The sequence below is a fragment of the Janthinobacterium sp. NKUCC06_STL genome (genome assembly GCF_019345455.1).
GTDB lineage: Bacteria > Pseudomonadota > Gammaproteobacteria > Burkholderiales > Burkholderiaceae_D > Janthinobacterium > Janthinobacterium rivuli.
In genome coordinates this window covers 85126-102070 of record NZ_JAHKQY010000010.1, presented here as the reverse complement: position 1 = coordinate 102070, position 16945 = coordinate 85126, and the positions used below count along the sequence as shown (strand labels likewise).

At 58.5% G+C, this 16945-nt stretch carries 20 protein-coding genes; all 20 read left to right on the top strand.

Going from position 1 to position 16945, the window contains the following annotated elements; genetic code table 11:
- Positions 1-103 precede the first annotated feature (103 nt).
- The 20 genes from KO539_RS24610 (at position 104) to KO539_RS24515 (ending at position 16929) form a co-directional block, all read left to right on the top strand.
- Positions 104-490 carry a hypothetical protein gene (locus KO539_RS24610; protein WP_219312400.1) on the top strand — a complete coding sequence of 129 codons (387 nt, stop codon included), beginning with the start codon at positions 104-106 and terminating at the stop codon, positions 488-490.
- A gap of 132 nt (positions 491-622) precedes the next feature.
- On the top strand, positions 623-1180 hold the full coding sequence (locus KO539_RS24605; protein ID WP_219312398.1) for a lytic transglycosylase domain-containing protein: 558 nt from the start codon (positions 623-625) through the stop codon (positions 1178-1180).
- A gap of 272 nt (positions 1181-1452) precedes the next feature.
- Entirely contained in the window at positions 1453-1887 is a 435-nt protein-coding gene (locus KO539_RS24600; RefSeq protein ID WP_219312396.1) for an OmpA family protein, read from the top strand.
- Between the two features lie 182 nt (positions 1888-2069).
- Entirely contained in the window at positions 2070-2450 is a 381-nt protein-coding gene (locus KO539_RS24595) for a hypothetical protein (protein WP_257626445.1), read from the top strand.
- A gap of 44 nt (positions 2451-2494) precedes the next feature.
- Positions 2495-2794: a type IV conjugative transfer system protein TraL gene (traL, locus tag KO539_RS24590; protein WP_219312394.1), complete on the top strand. Its 300-nt coding sequence runs from the start codon at positions 2495-2497 to the stop codon at positions 2792-2794.
- Between the two features lie 16 nt (positions 2795-2810).
- Complete coding sequence (traE, locus tag KO539_RS24585) at positions 2811-3413, top strand: type IV conjugative transfer system protein TraE (RefSeq protein WP_219312392.1); 603 nt, start codon at positions 2811-2813, stop codon at positions 3411-3413.
- Positions 3364-4170: a type-F conjugative transfer system secretin TraK gene (locus tag KO539_RS24580; RefSeq protein WP_219312390.1), complete on the top strand. Its 807-nt coding sequence runs from the start codon at positions 3364-3366 to the stop codon at positions 4168-4170. The genes traE and KO539_RS24580 overlap by 50 nt, the downstream gene beginning before the upstream one ends.
- A gap of 6 nt (positions 4171-4176) precedes the next feature.
- Positions 4177-5547, top strand: coding sequence for a TraB/VirB10 family protein (locus KO539_RS24575; protein ID WP_219312388.1), 1371 nt, complete (start codon positions 4177-4179; stop codon positions 5545-5547).
- Positions 5531-6307 carry a DsbC family protein gene (locus tag KO539_RS24570; protein WP_219312386.1) on the top strand — a complete coding sequence of 259 codons (777 nt, stop codon included), beginning with the start codon at positions 5531-5533 and terminating at the stop codon, positions 6305-6307. Before KO539_RS24575 ends, KO539_RS24570 begins: the two co-directional genes overlap by 17 nt.
- A 2-nt stretch (positions 6308-6309) precedes the next feature.
- Positions 6310-6972 carry a TraV family lipoprotein gene (locus tag KO539_RS24565; protein WP_219312384.1) on the top strand — a complete coding sequence of 221 codons (663 nt, stop codon included), beginning with the start codon at positions 6310-6312 and terminating at the stop codon, positions 6970-6972.
- 26 nt (positions 6973-6998) lie between these two features.
- Positions 6999-9566: a type IV secretion system protein TraC gene (gene traC, locus KO539_RS24560; RefSeq protein WP_219312382.1), complete on the top strand. Its 2568-nt coding sequence runs from the start codon at positions 6999-7001 to the stop codon at positions 9564-9566.
- Positions 9567-9571: 5 nt separating this feature from the next.
- Positions 9572-9916, top strand: a complete 345-nt coding sequence (locus KO539_RS24555) for a hypothetical protein (protein WP_257626444.1) — start codon at positions 9572-9574, stop codon at positions 9914-9916.
- Complete coding sequence (traF, locus tag KO539_RS24550; RefSeq protein WP_374106485.1) at positions 9913-10437, top strand: conjugative transfer signal peptidase TraF; 525 nt, start codon at positions 9913-9915, stop codon at positions 10435-10437. The genes KO539_RS24555 and traF (KO539_RS24550) overlap by 4 nt, the downstream gene beginning before the upstream one ends.
- Positions 10438-10518: 81 nt before the next feature.
- Positions 10519-11145 (top strand): type-F conjugative transfer system protein TraW, encoded by a 627-nt coding sequence (traW, locus tag KO539_RS24545; protein ID WP_219312376.1) that lies wholly within the window; start codon positions 10519-10521, stop codon positions 11143-11145.
- Entirely contained in the window at positions 11142-12149 is a 1008-nt protein-coding gene (gene traU / locus KO539_RS24540) for a conjugal transfer pilus assembly protein TraU (RefSeq protein ID WP_219312374.1), read from the top strand. Before traW ends, traU begins: the two co-directional genes overlap by 4 nt.
- Positions 12139-12912 (top strand): type-F conjugative transfer system pilin assembly protein TrbC, encoded by a 774-nt coding sequence (gene trbC / locus KO539_RS24535; RefSeq protein ID WP_219312372.1) that lies wholly within the window; start codon positions 12139-12141, stop codon positions 12910-12912. Before traU ends, trbC begins: the two co-directional genes overlap by 11 nt.
- 2 nt (positions 12913-12914) lie before the next feature.
- The gene (gene traN, locus KO539_RS24530) at positions 12915-14228 is read left to right on the top strand and encodes a conjugal transfer protein TraN (RefSeq protein WP_219312370.1); all 1314 of its coding nucleotides are present in this window, start codon (positions 12915-12917) and stop codon (positions 14226-14228) included.
- Entirely contained in the window at positions 14222-14635 is a 414-nt protein-coding gene (locus tag KO539_RS24525) for a hypothetical protein (RefSeq protein ID WP_219312368.1), read from the top strand. Before traN ends, KO539_RS24525 begins: the two co-directional genes overlap by 7 nt.
- A complete protein-coding gene (gene traF / locus KO539_RS24520) occupies positions 14632-15495 on the top strand; it encodes a conjugal transfer protein TraF (RefSeq protein ID WP_219312366.1) in 864 nt (287 codons plus the stop codon). The genes KO539_RS24525 and traF (KO539_RS24520) overlap by 4 nt, the downstream gene beginning before the upstream one ends.
- A gap of 12 nt (positions 15496-15507) precedes the next feature.
- Positions 15508-16929, top strand: coding sequence for a conjugal transfer protein TraH (locus tag KO539_RS24515; RefSeq protein WP_219312365.1), 1422 nt, complete (start codon positions 15508-15510; stop codon positions 16927-16929).
- Positions 16930-16945 lie beyond the last annotated feature (16 nt).

Here is a 16945-nt window from a genome sequence, read left to right as displayed (position 1 = left end):
GGGTCCAAATACGCCTTGCACTGAAGTCAGGCGGACACAAATCGACGACCCTAAGTCTACGCAAACTGTCTTGACACGCGTGTATTACGAGGAGTTTCAGTGCGTGAAAGCGCTCTACTCGGATACAGATAACTATTGTCCCAAGTTCAGCTTGACTGACTTGATCAGCGCATATATTTCGCTCGCCTTCACGCAGGACAATCCAGAGAGTTTGATCTTTTCCTACCTGCATACCGAGCTACTCTTGCGAGATCAACGGACGCCTCGCCGCCAGCAGGAAATTTGGAAACCCCAATACAGCCTTTTGTTGGCGTTACAGCGATCGCCCTTGAACTGTCAGCCACATCCCCATTTCTCGCTGGATCATTTCACGACGGCCTGCATTGCCATTGTGCTGAAAAAAGGGGTCTCTAAAAGTGAGATCTTCGGGCACGCTCGCAAGAATACTGCGGCGCGCTCAACTGGTTTGGAGAGTCTTCCTCAAAAGTAACAATCTCCGTTTGCATCTACCTGGAAATTACCCTGCCTCGCGCAATGCGCAGGCTTACCTGAACGACACCAAGGCCGCCTGTTTGCTGTGCAACAGGCCGTTGAACCCTATCTCAGGTGGTTTTTTACAGTCATGCAATCGCTCATCCATTGTGCCGTACTCGCTTGCACACTTATTCCATTTGGTGCACATGCCTGCTGGGAAGATGCGGGCCGTCGGCATGGCGTCTCCCCAGCATTGCTGTTCAGTATGGCCGAAGCTGAATCGTCCCTGAATCCACGTGCCGTCAATCACACGCATTTCCATGTAACACATACCTTGGACATCGGCTACATGGGGATTAATACGAACAGAACTGTGTTAAAAAATCTCGGCCTGAGCGAAGCGGATTTGTACAACCCCTGTAAGAACATCCACGCTGGCGCCAGAATATTGCGGGAAAAATTCCAGCGTTTCGATGTTACCTGGGAAGCAGTGGGCGCCTACAACGCCTCGTGCGTCAAACTCGCGCCAGCGGCCTGTCAAGAAGCACGGAAGCGGTATGCCTGGCGCGTGTATGGCTTTCTCACAAACACCAACTCATCGGCCACACGCCGGCCCACTCAACCTCGCACAGTCAAGGGAAGCGCAAAGTCTGGTAGCCAGCAAGTTTCACCACCGGTCACGCTTGTTGCAGTGAGCTTGCTATGAGATTCTCACTTGCTCCCGCTAAGCTGGCCACCTCACTATGGGCTGTGATCTGCCTGCTGCAGGTTTCCTGCGGAAGCCTGCAGCACAAGGCGGCACCGGCCGTTCCGGCCCCTCGGGCTGTTTCGCCTAGCCCACACGTGCCCAGAATCGCGCAACTCCACTACGGCGCCAATGCGATCTACGGCCTATGCATTGAGCCGGCGTGCCCCACGCTGACCCCAAAGACGTTGGCGAGACAGGATGCACATCCCGCCGCAACTGTTGAAGGCACGATGGAGCCAGACATTCTCGCGTTGCACAGTGTTGGCGCTTCAACGGAGAAGGGTTCAGTAACCGGGGCCGAATCTCCGGTAGTTACTCGCCTGACCGTGTACTTTGAACCGGGATCCTCCCGTCTGAATACTGCAGCTCAACACGAACTCAAACAATTTCTCACGCTAGTACAACCTGGCGCACGGATACACATTGCTGGCAGAACTGACAACGTCGGCACACTGGTCTTGAACCATTCCATCGCACGACAACGCGCAGCCAGGGTGGAAAACTACCTGCGCCATCATATTCATGTTCCAGCAATCCAGTACGCGGTGGAAAGCGGTGGCGCCTGCTGCTACGCAGCCGACAACGCAAGCACAGCAGGGCGCCAAAACAACCGGCGGGTTGATCTCAGCCTCACTTCTAATGAACCAATGCAGGCACTGCAATGAATACAGTGGCGTTCCTTGTGCGCATGATCTCGTCAAGGACGACGCGTCGGCTGCGCCGTCTACCTGGCCGCCACCAGCGTAATGCGTGGCAATGCTGCGTCCGCGGCCCTCCCCCTTCGTCGCTATGCCTGACCAAGCCGTAACCAAACATATCGTCTTCACTTTTAACGATCGGAATTCAAATGAACACCTTGCCATACGTCACGGTTCTTCCTTTCAAAAACTACAGTAAGCGGCCACTCGGCCATCGAATTTCCACCGCAGCCAAGGTACTGGCGCTCCTGTCAATGATCATGCTGGGCTTGCTCGCCGCGTTTCCGGCCACGGCAATCGACCTCGTCGCCTTCACCGGCATCACCGGCCCACTGACGTCGGCGCTGACGCAACTGGCAGCGCTGGCGCCTGGGGTCAAGGCGCTGGTGGGATTCATCGGTTTCGTTGTCGCCTTAATTTCACTGACCGCCCTGCGAAACTTCGGCCCGGTACTGTTCTACATTGGCATGGCCATATTCGGCGCGGTCGGGCTCATCATTGGCGGCGCCATTATGGGCGCCACGATCTGAACCAGGCCTGAAAATATAGGGCATAGCGCCGAAAGGAGAACGGGATGCAAGCCGATACCTACATTCCAAGGCGGTTGGATGATCAATGGAAAATTGGTCTATGGGATTTTGACGTCGCTTTTCCCGTTCTTCTTTCCATTTTTATCGGCTATTTGGCCAGCAGCAAACTCGGTTTTTTCCTCGCGGTGTCCGCCGGCGTCGCCGTGGCACGCTGGCTGAGCCGCAAAAAAGCGGACAAGCATCCGGCCTTTGTCCTGCACTGGGCATACTGGTACCTGCCTGTCAGTCCGCTGACGTCCATGCGCTCAACCCCGCCCTCGCATATCCGCAAGATGGTCGGGTAGCGCCAAGGAGAGCAACGTGAAACTGGAAACCTATCAGGATGACCTGGGCGCACTGCGGCGCCGCGTGTTCGACCAGCGCCTGGCCATTGGCATCCTTTCCGTCTGCCTGATGCTGGCGTTGACCATCATTGTCCGCATCGCCGGCACGGAACGCACCGTGATCGTGCCGCCGGCTATCAACAAAACATTCTGGATCGAGGACGGCAAAGCCAGCAACGACTACTTGGTGCAGATGTCCGGCTATATCGCCTACCTGATGTTGGACGTCACGCCGAAGTCAATCGAATGGAAGAAGGACATGCTGCTTAGCTGGTGCCTGCCAGAGAACGCCGGCAGCATCAAGACACGCCAGGATCTGGAGGCGGCAAGGCTGAAGAAGCTCAATGCGAGCACGTACTTCCAGATGCAGCAACTGGTACCTGACGAAGAAACGCAATCGGTCACGATGACCGGCTACCTCAAAACCCAGGTGAACGGGGCCAATACCTCTGACAACCTCAAGACCTACCGTGCGGACTTCGTCTTCCGCGGCGCGCGCGTGCATTTGAAAGATTTTAAGGAGTTGAAAGATGGAAAACCGGATACTGCCACTGGCGTGGCTGCTGGTGGGGCTCGTTGATCTCCCCGCTTGGGCCGTACAGACCAGAGAGGTCAGGGACGGCGCCACCGTCGAGGCGGTCATCGCCGCGCATGAGCCCACGCGCATCCGCATTGAGGGCGAAAAGATTATCGACGTCGTCGGCAATATCCATTCGAGCAGCAACTGCGCACCAAAATCTCCCGATGCCAGCATCCCGGTACCGACTGGTACCGCTGCCGCGATCAATCCTGCTGGCCAGGTTACGCTCGCGTGCGACCTGGCCAAAGGCGAAATCTATATTCAGCCGGTGGGCACTGCGGCCAAGCCAATCAACCTGTTTATTTCTTCCGCCACGGCCACCTATACCTTACGGCTGAACCGCGCGGATGTCCCTGCTGACACTATCGTTATCTCAGACAAGTCGGCCAAACGCCAGAGCAAGGCGGCCAATGCCACCGGCCCGGCGCCGGCCAGGTCCGCCGCGTTTATCCGCTCCCTGAAATCGATGCTGGTGTTCATGGCCACCGAACAGGTGCCTGATGATGTCAGGATGGAAGAGCGCAACGAAGTGCGACTGCTATGGGCTGAGTCTGAGATGAAACTCATCCGCGAATTCGATGGGCGTGGCTTTATCGGCGAGACCTATGCATTAAAAAATATCAGTGGCGTCCCACTGGTGCTCGCGGAACAGGAATTTGACCGCGACGATGGCGATGTCCTGGCCGTCGCCATCGAGAACCTCAACTTGCGCCCGAATGAAAGCACGCGAGTCTACGTCATCAGGGCTGGGGAGTGAACAACCATGCGCATCATGCAAACATTGAAATCATTCACGGGTCGGCTGACGCCCAGGCAGCAGCAGTACCTGGCGGCCGCCAGCATCGTGACGGCATGCATTGGCGTCCTGTGGGCGGTACTGGCCTATTCCGAGTCCGGTAGCCCGGCTAAGCAGCTCCCCAAGTCGACCGACAAGCGCACCACCGTCAACGTGGATAGTCCAAACATGATGGTGCCTGGCCAGATCTCGCCTGAAGATCAATGGGTCGGCAACGCCGGCAAGAAGCTGGCCCAGTATGACAGCGACAAAGAGGCTCAGGAAAGAATCAACAACGACCGTAAGGCCGTTGAATCCGCCTTGCTCAAGCGCCTGGCGGATCTGGAAGCAAAGACGGCCGCGCCAGGGGAACAGGTCCCGCCGCCCGCGCCACCAGCGCCCCCCGCATCGCCTATACCCCAACCACCGGATATCACTCCATCGCAATATCCACCCGGCACGCCACCTGGGGCACCGACACCGTCTACAAGTAATACAAATGGCAATAGAGAGACCGTGCATCCAAGCGAAGTGCCAGAGCCGCCAGCGCCGATGATCCGAGTGTCCTTAAACAGTGATGCAAACGGCGGGGCGCAGAGCGGAGCCGGAAAAGAGTCCGTGCCCTCGGCGAACGACAATAACACGACGCTAGATAATTTTATCCCAGTAGGAATACTTTCTGGAACATTGTTGGGAGGGATGGATGCACCCACCGGTGGTCAAGCGCAGAGTAATCCATTGCCGGCACTAATCATGCTATCCGCTGACGCCATTCTACCTAACAAGTATCGCGCCGATGTCAAAGAATGCTTTGTGATCGTTTCCGGGCATGGGGACATTAGCTCCCAACGTGCCTATATGCGTACAGACGTTCTTTCCTGTGTACGTGCGGACCAATCAGTCATAGAAGTCAAGATCGAAGGAAATGTTTTTGACGAAACAGGTGTGTTGGGCGTCCGCGGGACGCTCGTCTCTAAGCAAGGACAATTGCTCGCAAATGGACTGCGCACCGCCATTGTAAGCGGTATAGGCCAAGGCTTTTCTCAAGGAAATACGACATTCACGAGTTCCCCGTTTGGCACGTTGTCTTCGACCACCGGCGGTACTGGCGACCAATTCCGCCGCGGTTTTGGCAATGGCATGGGGAACGCGCTCAACAACCTGGCCAACTACTATATTCGGCTCGCAGAGCAAACCTTCCCGGTTATCGAAGTCCAGGCGGGTAGAAAAGTCGATGTAGTGCTAACGAAAGGAGTACGCATCCCCGCCCAACCAATGCCCTTCGCTGGTGCGGGCATTGGAGAGCGCTATAGCACGGTTGATCGGTATGCGAGGAATGGCAATGAAGACGCTGACTAAATTGAACCTCGTCGCTCTCGCCTGCGCGGCCGCACTAGGCGCCCAGGCCAGTACGACCGAGCTGAAACTACTCGCTACGCTAAAGCAGGCCTATCCCGGCACTGCTTTTGATACAGTGACGGCGACGCCGATTCCCCATGTCTTCGAGGTGTGGATGGGGGACAATGTGGGGTTCGTCGCCGATACGCGCCCGGATTACATGATCTTTGGCCGGCTGGTCGATCTGCGAGCCATGCGCGACCTGACCGCGCCGAAACTGCAAAAGCGCGCCGGCGCCGCCAGCCCTTCAGCGCAGACGGCCGCGCCGATCGATGTGCTCCAGCTCCCGCTGGCCGATGCAATCACCTCCACGCAGGGCAAGGGCGAACGCGTCATCTATCTGTTCACCGACCCACATTGCCTCTATTGCCGCCAACTCGAACCGGAACTGGCGAAGATCCTCAACCTGCGCATCTACAACTTCATGGTGCCTTTCCAGGACCAGGCTTTACCTCTGCGCATCTGGTGCGCAACCGACCGCCTCGCTGCCTGGCGCAGCGCCGTCAGCGGTACGTTGGACGGGCAGGGCGCACCAGCCCAATGCGCCCATCCGCTCGACCGCAACCTGGCCCTGGCCAGCAAATTGGGCGTACAGGGCACGCCGACCCTCTTCTTTGCTGATGGCGCGCGGGAAACCGGTTTTATCAGTGCCAGCGAGATCGAGGCCCATCTAGCGCAGGCCGCGTCCAGCCACCATGCCAGCAAGAATCCAAAGGAGTAATCATGCAACTGATGTCATCCATTTCATTGCGCGTCAAAAACCTGTCCGCCGTAGCGGTTTGCCTGACGATCCTGGCCGGGTGCGGCGACATGACAGGCCTGGGCGGCAAATCCGAATATGCCTGCAAGGCACCGGAAGGCGTACAGTGCAACTCCGTCTCCGGCAATTACTACAACTCGTTTCCATCGGGCAGCGGCGCGGCGGCTACAGGGTCTCCCGCAAAAAAAACGCCGCGTGCGGCCCCGCGCAGCATGTACACCATGGCTAAAGCTGCCTCCAGCGGCAGCTTCATGCAGGGACAGCCTGCATTCGAGCCCGCCGCGCTGCGCTCGCCGCCGCGCGTCATGCGGCTCTGGATCAAACCGTGGGAGGACAGCGACCATGATCTCCACGATCAGTCCTTTGTCTACCTGCAGACAGACCCAGGCCGCTGGCAGATCGCCCATGCGCAGCGGCAGATCCGTGATGCCTTTGCTCCCTTGAAACCGCCCGCACCTCAGCAGGCGTCATCTCCGGGTACTGCGTCTCCCTCCGGACAGGCCAACTCCAGCGCCGAAGCACAGCCAACTTCGCCGCTAGCGGGAGCGCTGGCCGATCCTCCAATCGGGGCCGTCACGAAGGTTCCAGAAGGCGCGCCGTCTCAAGCGCAGGCAACAAACCAATAGCGGTGTTGAATTCAGCGAGGACAAATATGCTCAAGTTCTTCACGCCAGAAAAAGATGGCGAAGGGTTCAGCGCTGGCATCTGGGATCTGTTCGGATTAAGCCGAGGCGAGGAATTTTCCAAGGATCAGTTTGCCAGCTGGCTACCGTACGGTCCCTATGTCGACACCGAGCAGCTGTTCATCAATCGCCATAACCGGCTTGGTTTCATGTTGGAACTCATGCCCCAGGCCGGCGCCGATGAGCGCATGGTGGAAGTGCTGCAAAGCTTGTATACCAACTGTCCCGCCAACACGGGTGTGCAATTTCACCTGTTTGGCTCGCCGGATATCCGCGCCCCGCTGATCCAATATGCCAACATGCGCATGGAAGACGAGGATCAATATGAAAACTCGCAGCAGTGGGGCCGGCCGGCCCGGAACAGCAACCTGTACCGTCAGCTAGCACGCCAGCGCGTGCAGCATCTGCTGGACGGGAGCCAGAAATCCCTGACTAAGGGATTTCATTTTACACTGCGCGACTTTCGGTTGATGATGAGCGTCACGATGGATGGACGCGCCGATGATATCGGCAAGCGCGAAGCGGCCATCGGTTTGCGTGACTCGATGGCAAGTACCCTTGACGCCGCTTCTTTACCCAGCAAAGTATGCGATGCGGCCGATTTAATCAACTGGTGCGCACTGTTCACCAATCCGCACCGGCTCACCGATGGTCTCACCCCATGGATTAACTACGACGAGGGCAGGGAGCTTCGGGATCAGATTGTGGACTTCGATACCGTCCAGGAGCCGACCAACGAAGGCATCCGCTTTTCGAAGCCAGGCAAGCCGCAGCACGTGGAAGCACGCTTCTTCTCCATTAAATCATTTCCTGAACGTTTCCCCCTTTGGCAGATGGGCGCGCTCATCGGCCACGTCATGCAACCGGCACTGCAGTACCGTGCGCCGTTCCTGCTCACCATGGGCGTGCACATCCTCGATACGAACACGACGCGGACATTGATTACAGCGAACCATATCCGCGCGACACAGAACGCCGGCAGCAAGATGGCCGCCATCATGCCGGACGTGCAGAAGAAGCAGGAAGACTGGAATGCAGTCGCCAACGCCATGGATGTCGGCGGCAACCTCGTCTCGATGTATCACCAGCTGGCAATTTTCAGCCCGCCCGCCGAGTCGACGGCGGCGGCAGAAGCGGCCAAGGCCATATGGCGTGCCAGCGGCTTTGAACTCAATGCCGATGTGTACATGCACCGCCAGGCGCTGCTGGCAAGCTTGCCCATGACCCTGACGCCCGCATTCCACAATGATATGAAGAAGATGAAGCGGGTGACGCGCAAATCCACGGCAAACGCAATCCATCTCGCGCCCCTGCTGGCGGAATGGCGAGGAACCGACACGCCAACGCTCATCTTCGCCGGCCGCCGCGGCCAGCTCGTTACGCTGGACCTGTATGACAACGACCTGGGCAACTACAATTTTGCCGTCGTCGGCGCTCCAGGTTCCGGCAAGTCCGTCACCCTCAACGAGATAGCCTGGTCATACCGATCCGGCGGTGCGCAAGTGCGCCTGCTTGATCTCGGGCGCTCATTCGAGAAGCTGTGTAAAAAAGCCAATGGCACGCATGTCGAATTCAGCGCCCGCTCGAAAATCATATTGAACCCGTTTACAGCGGTGAATGATATTCACGAAGACATCGATATGCTGTTGCCCGCTCTGGCGAAAATGTGTTCCATGAGTCAGCAATTGCAAGAAGTGCAATACAAGGCGATTTCAACGGTCCTGCTGAAGCTATGGAAATCATACGGCAATGATCTGACGATCACCGCTTTGCGCGACGAATTCAAGACCGGCAATATTGCCGAACTCGAAATCAATGGTGATGAGCGCATCCGCGATCTTGCCATTATGCTCAATCCATACTCGAAGGGCGGGCAGTACGAACGATTCTTTGAAGGCAAGAATAACGTCGACTTTTCGAATGACTTCGTCGTAATTGAAAACGAAGAACTCAAACGCAAGCCAGATCTGCATGCCGTCGTCAATATCCTGCTGATGTACCAGATCACCGGCGAGATGTACCTGAACCGCGATCGCAAGAAGCTCCTGATTATCGATGAACTCAAGCAACAGCTTGGAGAGATCGGTGCGGACGACCCGGTAAAAGCGGCCGTCGTAGAAGAAGCTGCCCGCCGCGCGCGCAAATACGGTGGCGCGCTAGGCACCGCGACGCAGGGTGCCGATGACTATTACGGTTCGGTGCAAATGACGGCCGCGTTCAACTGCTCCGACTGGGTTTTCCTGCTGCGGCAAAAACCGGAATCGATTGAGATCTTGGAAAGCAACAAGCGCATCGTCATGGATGCGTCCAAAAAGCGGTTGCTCAAATCGCTACGCACCGAGGCAGGTGCCTTTGCGGAAATGTACGTCTCGTCGCCGATCGGCGAAGGCGTCGTACGCCTGGTCATTGATCCAGCCACGCAGCTGCTGTTCTCGAACAAACTCGCCGATAACAAACCGATTGATGCCTTGCGTGCCCAAGGCTACTCCATCGACGAGGCCATCGCCCGGGTACTGGCAGACAGGGGACTCCAATGAGGATCATGCTGATCAATATCCTCGTATCGGCCTGCTTCGTGGCGATCGGCATTGCGGCATATGACCGGCTGGTGCTGCGGCCGATGCTGGTCATCGGGGTCGTCGACGCGGCGAACGTATTCAATGCAAAGCAGGAACAGTACATCAAAGCGATGACGAGCAGCCATACCGACATAGAACGGCGGCAGGCGATATCTGACGCTGAACGGTTCGTCACCAGCTTTGCTACTGCATTGGCGCAATTGCCAGATGAGTGCCAATGCTTGGTGGTCGACAAAACGGCGGTGATCGGCAGCCGCACAACGCTGATCGATCTCACTCCATTGCTCAGAAAAAAGGTGAAACTGTGACCCGCGATTTCTTTCAGCATGTGCGCAGACGCTGGTATCTGTACTTGGCGCTGGTCGTGATCTGGACACTCGCCTATGTACGTCTTTTTATCGATGCCACACCGCGCTTGCCTATTCTGTTTAACGTGACCCCCAGCTTGCCCTACACGGTCGCAGTGGTTGACTACCGGGCGGACGGCATCCGTCGCGGGGATTATGTGGTCTATTCATTCGAAGGGTCGGCGTACCGCATCTTCCCCGGCCTGTACCACCAGCCGTTCTTCAAGATCGTGCGCGGCGTGGCCGGCGACAAAGTGACCGTCCGGGATCGCCACGTTTTCGTCAATGGCCAGGAGGTCGGTATTGCCAAGACGCATACCACCGTCAAACATCTCCGGCTCGATCCCATCGCCGAAATGGTGATTCCGCCATCGTATTTCTATGTACAAGGCACCAGCCCGGACAGCTTCGATTCACGCTACAGCATCAATGGCTTGGTCCACGCCGATGCGGTCCTGGGCGTCGTGATTCCGATCTTTTGAAGCGAGGGGGAAATGATGGCATTGCTTGAGCCTGCGTTAGCAACATTGCGCTTCCGCTGTCTGCCATGCGGTGAGCTGACCATGCGTATCTTCTCCGTCGGGTTGCTGGCCAGTGGCCTCCTGGGAGCACTGGCAAAGGCCGAGGAGCTGGCCGCGATCGGTCCGACCTATCCGATTGCCGAGCAAAACCTGCTCGACATGATCGCCCAGCGCCTGCGCGCGCTGGAAAAGAGCGGTCAGCTTCACAAGTTGCAGGAACAGGCAGTCGCAAAAGGACGGGCGGCTGCGGCCAACCCGGCCCCGGTCGCAGGATTGGCACCAGCAAAGGAACCGCGGACCCATTACTTTGACCCCACCTATGTGCTCGACAAGAACATCCTCGACGCTCAGGGTCACGTCCTGTTCCCCGCAGGCACCCGCACCAACCCGCTCGCGATCACGCCCATGTCGAGAAAGCTGATGTTTTTCGACGCGCGCGATCCTGCACAGGCACGGATGGCGCGCAGCCTCCTCCAACGCGATGGCGCCCGGATCAAGCCGGTACTCGTCGGCGGCAACTATTTGGAGCTGATGAAACAGTGGAAAACGCGGATCTACTACGATCAGCAGGGCAGGCTGGTGCAGCGCTTTGGCATCCAGCATGTCCCGGCCTTGGTCTACCAGGAAGGCATGCGCCTCCGCATCGACGAAATGGTGGTGGCCAGATGAGCCTACTAAAACACACCATCGCTTTGATCCTGCTCCTCATCGGGGCAGGCCATGCCCAGGCGGCGCCGGTCGGCACCTGTACAGGAGCCTTTCCGAATCCGATCACTGATATCTGCTGGTCATGCATCCTCCCGATCTCCTTGGGCAGCGTCACCTTGGGCAACCTGGGTGGCCAGGAAGACACCGCCAATCCATCCAGTCCGATCTGCACTTGCAAAGTCAATCCGGTGATCGGCCTATCCATCGGCTTTTGGGAGCCCGTGCGCCACGTGGAAGTGGTGCGCAAACCATTCTGCCTGGTGTCGCTGGGTGGCGTCGACCTCAATCCGGGCATTGCCGCGCCGGAAGCCGCCCGGGTCACAGACGCTGGCGGCGCCCAAGACGCCTTCTACCAGGCGCACTTCTACGTGAATCCGGTCATGTACTGGCTCAAGGCGGTCGCCGATTTCCCCTGCCTGGAGGCCGGCTCCTTCGATATCGCGTACATGACCGAGGTCGACCCTCTTTGGGACGACGACGAGCTGACACTTATCATCAATCCGGAAACGGTTCTGTTTGCCAATCCGGGCGCCATCGCCGCCTGCGCTGCCGACTGCGTTGCCGCCACGGCGGGATTTGGCCGCCGCGAATTGTTCTGGTGTGCCGGCTGCCAGGGCGGTCTTTTCCCGCTCGATGGCCACGCGGCCTACCACGTAGGCGGGGTGCGCACCGCCGAATTGATGATGCAGCGCCTCACCGCCAAGATGCACCGTGAGCTGCTGACGTGGGGCATGCATGGCCAAAAAGGGCTGTGCGGTCCGTACTTCCTGCCGGAAATGGACAAGACGGCCTACAAATCCCAGCTGACATATCCCATCCCGGCCACCGACAAGGAACTGGGCAAATGCTGCCAGCCTTTTGGACGCACTACCATCGCCTGGGGAGCGGGCAAGGAATACCCGGTCAAGGGCGAAGATTTTGCATTTATGTTATTTCGAAAAAGGAACTGCTGTGTTGGCTACTAATCCGATCCAAGTGCCCCCTGCTGGCGCCAAGCCTGCTGCGCTGCGTGCCATGGCAGGGCTGGGTGCACTGTTCCTGGCCCAGGCAGTGGCGGCACAAGCGATGCCGCACATTTCCGACGCAGATATTGAACGCGCCAAGAAGCTACAACCCGTGATCACTGACGCAGATATCGCCCGCGCGGTAAGGGCCAATCCCATGCCGCAAGACCCGCCGCCAGGGCAACCATCCTCTACGTCACGGATGCGGATCGACGCCTTGCCCCGGCCTCGGCCAACGCCACCCGTCGATCTGGGCGCCATTGCCAAAGGCTACGAAGCGGCGTCCAATCCAATCGCGCTCTCCGCGTTGAATGGCGACCGGCTAATGGTCTTTATCACCTTCGCTATGCCGGAAGCCGCGCTGAAAAAGCTGGCCATGCAAGCCGCGCAGCTACAGGCGACCCTGTTACTACGGGGCCTGGACGACGGATCACTGGTCAAAACCGTGGCGCATGCCCAAAAGATCATGGGCGAGCGCAAGGTGGCATGGCAAATCGATCCGCAGGCATTTGACCGTTTTGCCGTACGCCAGGCACCGACCTTCGTTTTGCTGCGTGCCGGTGCACCCGCCCAGGCCTGCGGGGCAGGGAGTTGCTTCGCACCCGATGCCTATGTCCGCGTCGCCGGCGACGTCTCGCTTGAATACGCGCTCAAAACCATCCAGCAACGCGCACCGCGCTTTGCCGACAGCGCCGGCCGCTTTCTGGACAAGATGGGGAAATAGCCATGCGCCGCCTGATCGCCCTGATGACCGCCTGCTGCTTGAGCAGCATGCAGCCTGCCATTGTCCTGGCGCAAGTCAACCAGGATCTGGCCGGCGCCACGGCTGCCAACCAGGCCGCCCGGGCCAGCGTCACCACCCAGAGCGCAACTGCGCACGTACCCGGCTTTACGCTGACGTCACCGGAAACCGTCTACCACGGCAAGAGTAACCTCAAAAGCGATGCCAATGCTCATCTGGCGGCCTGCGCCCTGACACCCAACGACCCGGCTTGCGCTGCGCAAGTGGGTGCCCTGAACTCGGCCAACACACCGCGCCCACCCGTGCTGGCCACCGATCCGAATATCGCCGCCGCGCAAGCCATCGCCCGCGATCCTTTGAGTGCCGAGACAACGCTGGCGGCGTACACCACCGGCTGCCCTGCTGGCACGATCTGCGCGCCGAAAACGTTCTGCCTGGGCACGCAATGCTTCAATACGAGTTATTCGAATGACGTCGATTTTGCACAGGTCATGACCTACATGGAGGCAGTGCGCGAGGCCGGCGTCTATCTCGATCCGAAGACCATGACCTTGTTCAATGGCGAGGGCAATACCTGCCGCAACCGCTTGCTGAAGAACTGCTGCTATACAGACGGAGCAGGCGCGCACTTCACCAACCAGTCCCTGTTCGGCATCGGTTCACGACTGGTGTTTGACATCCTGATGAACAGCGGCAACCGCGAATTTGTCACGCAAGGCGCCAAGGCGCTCCTGACCAGCGGAGGCTTTAGCGGCAGTTTCACCAGTTTCGGCGTGACCGTCGCAGTCAATGGCACGGCGCTGCCGGCAGGTTCCATCACACTGGCCACCACGGAACACCTGGCGATTGCCTTCACGCCTTGGACGCTGGCAATCACGGCGGTGATGTACATCGCCGTATCGATGATGTCCTGCAACGCCGGCGAGGGCAAGCTGGCCATGAAGGAGGGCGCCCAGCTGTGCCACACCATCGGCACCTGGTGCAGCTCCTGCATCCGGGTATTTGGCAAATGCGTGTCGTGCATCGAGCACACGACATCCAAATGCTGTTTTAACTCGCGCCTGGCCAGGATGATCAACGAACAGGGGCGCGCGCAACTCGGCATAGGGTGGGGAGCTCCGAAGAATCCTGCCTGTTCCGGCTTTAGCGTTGCCCAGCTGCAAAGCATCGACTTCGCCAAACTGGATCTGACCGAGTTCTATGCCTCGATCGTACCGACGCTGCCCAACGCGGCGGCGCTCAAGGACGCTGCCGCCCAGCGCGCGCCAACCTGTTATATGGGGAGAGGGAAATGCTGAATCGAACCACTACGCGCAGGATTTCGCTTGCCCTCTGCGCCGCCATGCTCTGCGCCGCAACCAGTGCGGCCTCGGAAGCCACACCACGCGTGGCGGTGAACGATCCGAAAGTACTCATGCTGGCCGCAATCGACGCGCATGATGGCCGCGCCTTCGGCATTTTGACTGGGGAGCTGGCGGACGCGATCAGCCAGCGCTTCTCTGCAACCTCCGCACTCTTCATGGATGTCACGACACTGGCCCGCTACGCCCAGGACGGCTGCCGCCGGCTCAACGTCCGCTTTTGGCAGGAAGGCATCAGGCTCGCTGAGGGGCAGGCACCACAAAAGCAAACGATCGATATCGGTATCAATTACTGCCGCAATGGTCAGCCGCCCGCAACTCTTCGCCTGGAGCCAAAACTATGAACGGATTGCGCCACTACTGTCTGGCGATGCTGCTCGCATGCGGTGCGGCGCAGGCTCAAGTTCCCGCCAGTGTCCCTGCAATAGGCCACGCTTCTGGCACGCAGGCCGATGTGCGCCGCGGCTGGCATTTCTATGACGACCCGGCAATGCACGAACCGCAGAAGGAAGTGGTACCGCCTCCGCCAGTCGCGCCACCAAAGCCCAAGCCCACCACGCCACAGCCACCGCCTGAAGTGAAGGCGCTGCATGAGCTGCAGGTGCAGCTAGAACAGCTCAAGGCGGTCGCCGTCATGAATCCGACTGTCACCAATGTGCGCCGCTATATGGAGCTCGAATCGAAGGTCGTCAGAAATGCTTCGCAGTTCGCCGACGTGTCGCAGAAAGTGGCATGGGCCAATCCGGACCTGGACCCTACCACGCAAGGCCGACCCGTGAATGCCCAGGCGCTGGAAGTATTTGAACAGGTGCAGATGCAGGAGCGGTCATCCGCCCTCGCCAACATCGGGACCGACCACATCCTGATGTTCTTCTTCCGCGGCGATTGCCCGTACTGCCATGCCTTCGGGCCGGTATTGCGGGCGTTTTCCACGAAATACCGCATCCAGGTGCTGCCGGTCAGCCTGGACGGCGGCAAGGTTCCAGGTTTCGCTGATGCGCGCATCGACAACGGCTCCGCCGCCACGCTCAACGTCAAGCAAGTGCCGGCGCTGTTCCTGGCCCAGCCCATCAGCGGCAAGATCATGCCGGTCGGTATCGGTGTGCTGTCGGAAAGACAGCTGGTTGAACGGATCGACGCCCTGCGGCCGCGCGCCACGGAGACCGTTGAAGCGCCGTTTGCAAAGAATTTCTCATCTCGTTAAGGAGTATGCGTCATGCCAATACGCAAACTGATCATCGCACTCTCCCTGTCCACCAGCGCGCTATACGCCCATCCGATCTTCGCCGGCGATCTGAATAGCGAGGTCAACAAAATGTTCAATGACCTCGGCGCTATAGGCAACTACACGGCGCCGGGCGCCTTCCGCGGCCAGGTCTACAACACCTTCAGCGGCGGCGGCATGATGCTGCGCGCGCCAAACAAGACCTACCAACTCATGGCCATCGATTATCCGACGGCCAAAGCTGGATGCGGCGGCATCGATATTTTCGGCGGCTCGTTCTCCTTCATTTCGGCGGCCGAATTCAAGAACATGCTCAAAAACATCACGGCCGCACTACCAGGCGTTGCGTTTCAACTCGCGCTAGAATCGGTGTCACCGCTACTCGGCGGTATCACCAAGTGGACCAAAAACCTAGAGTCCATGATGACGAATGCCCAAATCAATTCCTGCAATACCGCCAAATCCCTCGTGTCGACTGCCGCCGAGGCCACCGGATTTAGCTCCAGCAAGGCCTGCGAGGACATCGCCGTCTCGCTGGGCCTCGAATCGGACTATGCCGCCGCAGCCGTCCGCTGCAAATCCGACAAGGGTTCAATTCTCGATACGGCGCGTAAATCTCCCGATCCTCTGGTCAAAAACAAGGCGCCGTTCGTCGGCAACCTCACCTGGGAATCGCTCAAGCTCGCCGGTAACTACCTGGACGACAAGGAGCGGGAAATGGTCATGAGCATGGTCGGGACCGTTATCTATTATTCGGAAGGACGAGATCCTAATCCCATCGCGCCGACCTTCACGTCAATCTCCCAGCTGCTCTACGGCCAGTCGGATGCTGGGGGCGGCAATGTCAACCAAACAGTGTTGCGGTGCAATAACTATACAACCTGCGACCAGGTCACCATCGATTCGGCATACGTCCATACCCCTTTCACGGTGAAGGTAGAAAAGCTGATGCGCTCGATCGCAGAAAAAATTCAGTCCCGCACACCGATACCCAACATGTCGCCGGAGGTCGGTTTCGTGAACCAGACCACCGAGCCCGTTTACCGCATGCTGTCGATCGGCGCATCGTTCCCGTCTGCGGCCACCAACGAGCAGCTGATCGGCACCTATCGCGACGTGATTGCAGCCGACTACGCCTACATTTTTCTGGAAAAGAACCTCAGGCTTGGCATGAATGCCTTGGACAAAGATTTTACCTTAGACATGAAACAACAGGCGAGAGCCCAAGAAATCCGCCTGCGCGCCAAAGACATGCTGGCCCAGCTGTCCCGCGAAAAAGCCCTCGTCTACCATAAAGTAGGCTCCATCACGGTGGTGTCCAACCACCTTGAACAGCTGGAACGGCAACTGCGCGCCAATATGCCGCAGCAGGTACTCGATCTGCTCGGGCGCCAGGCCGCCTATCTGCGGTGATAAAAAGGCGGTGGAG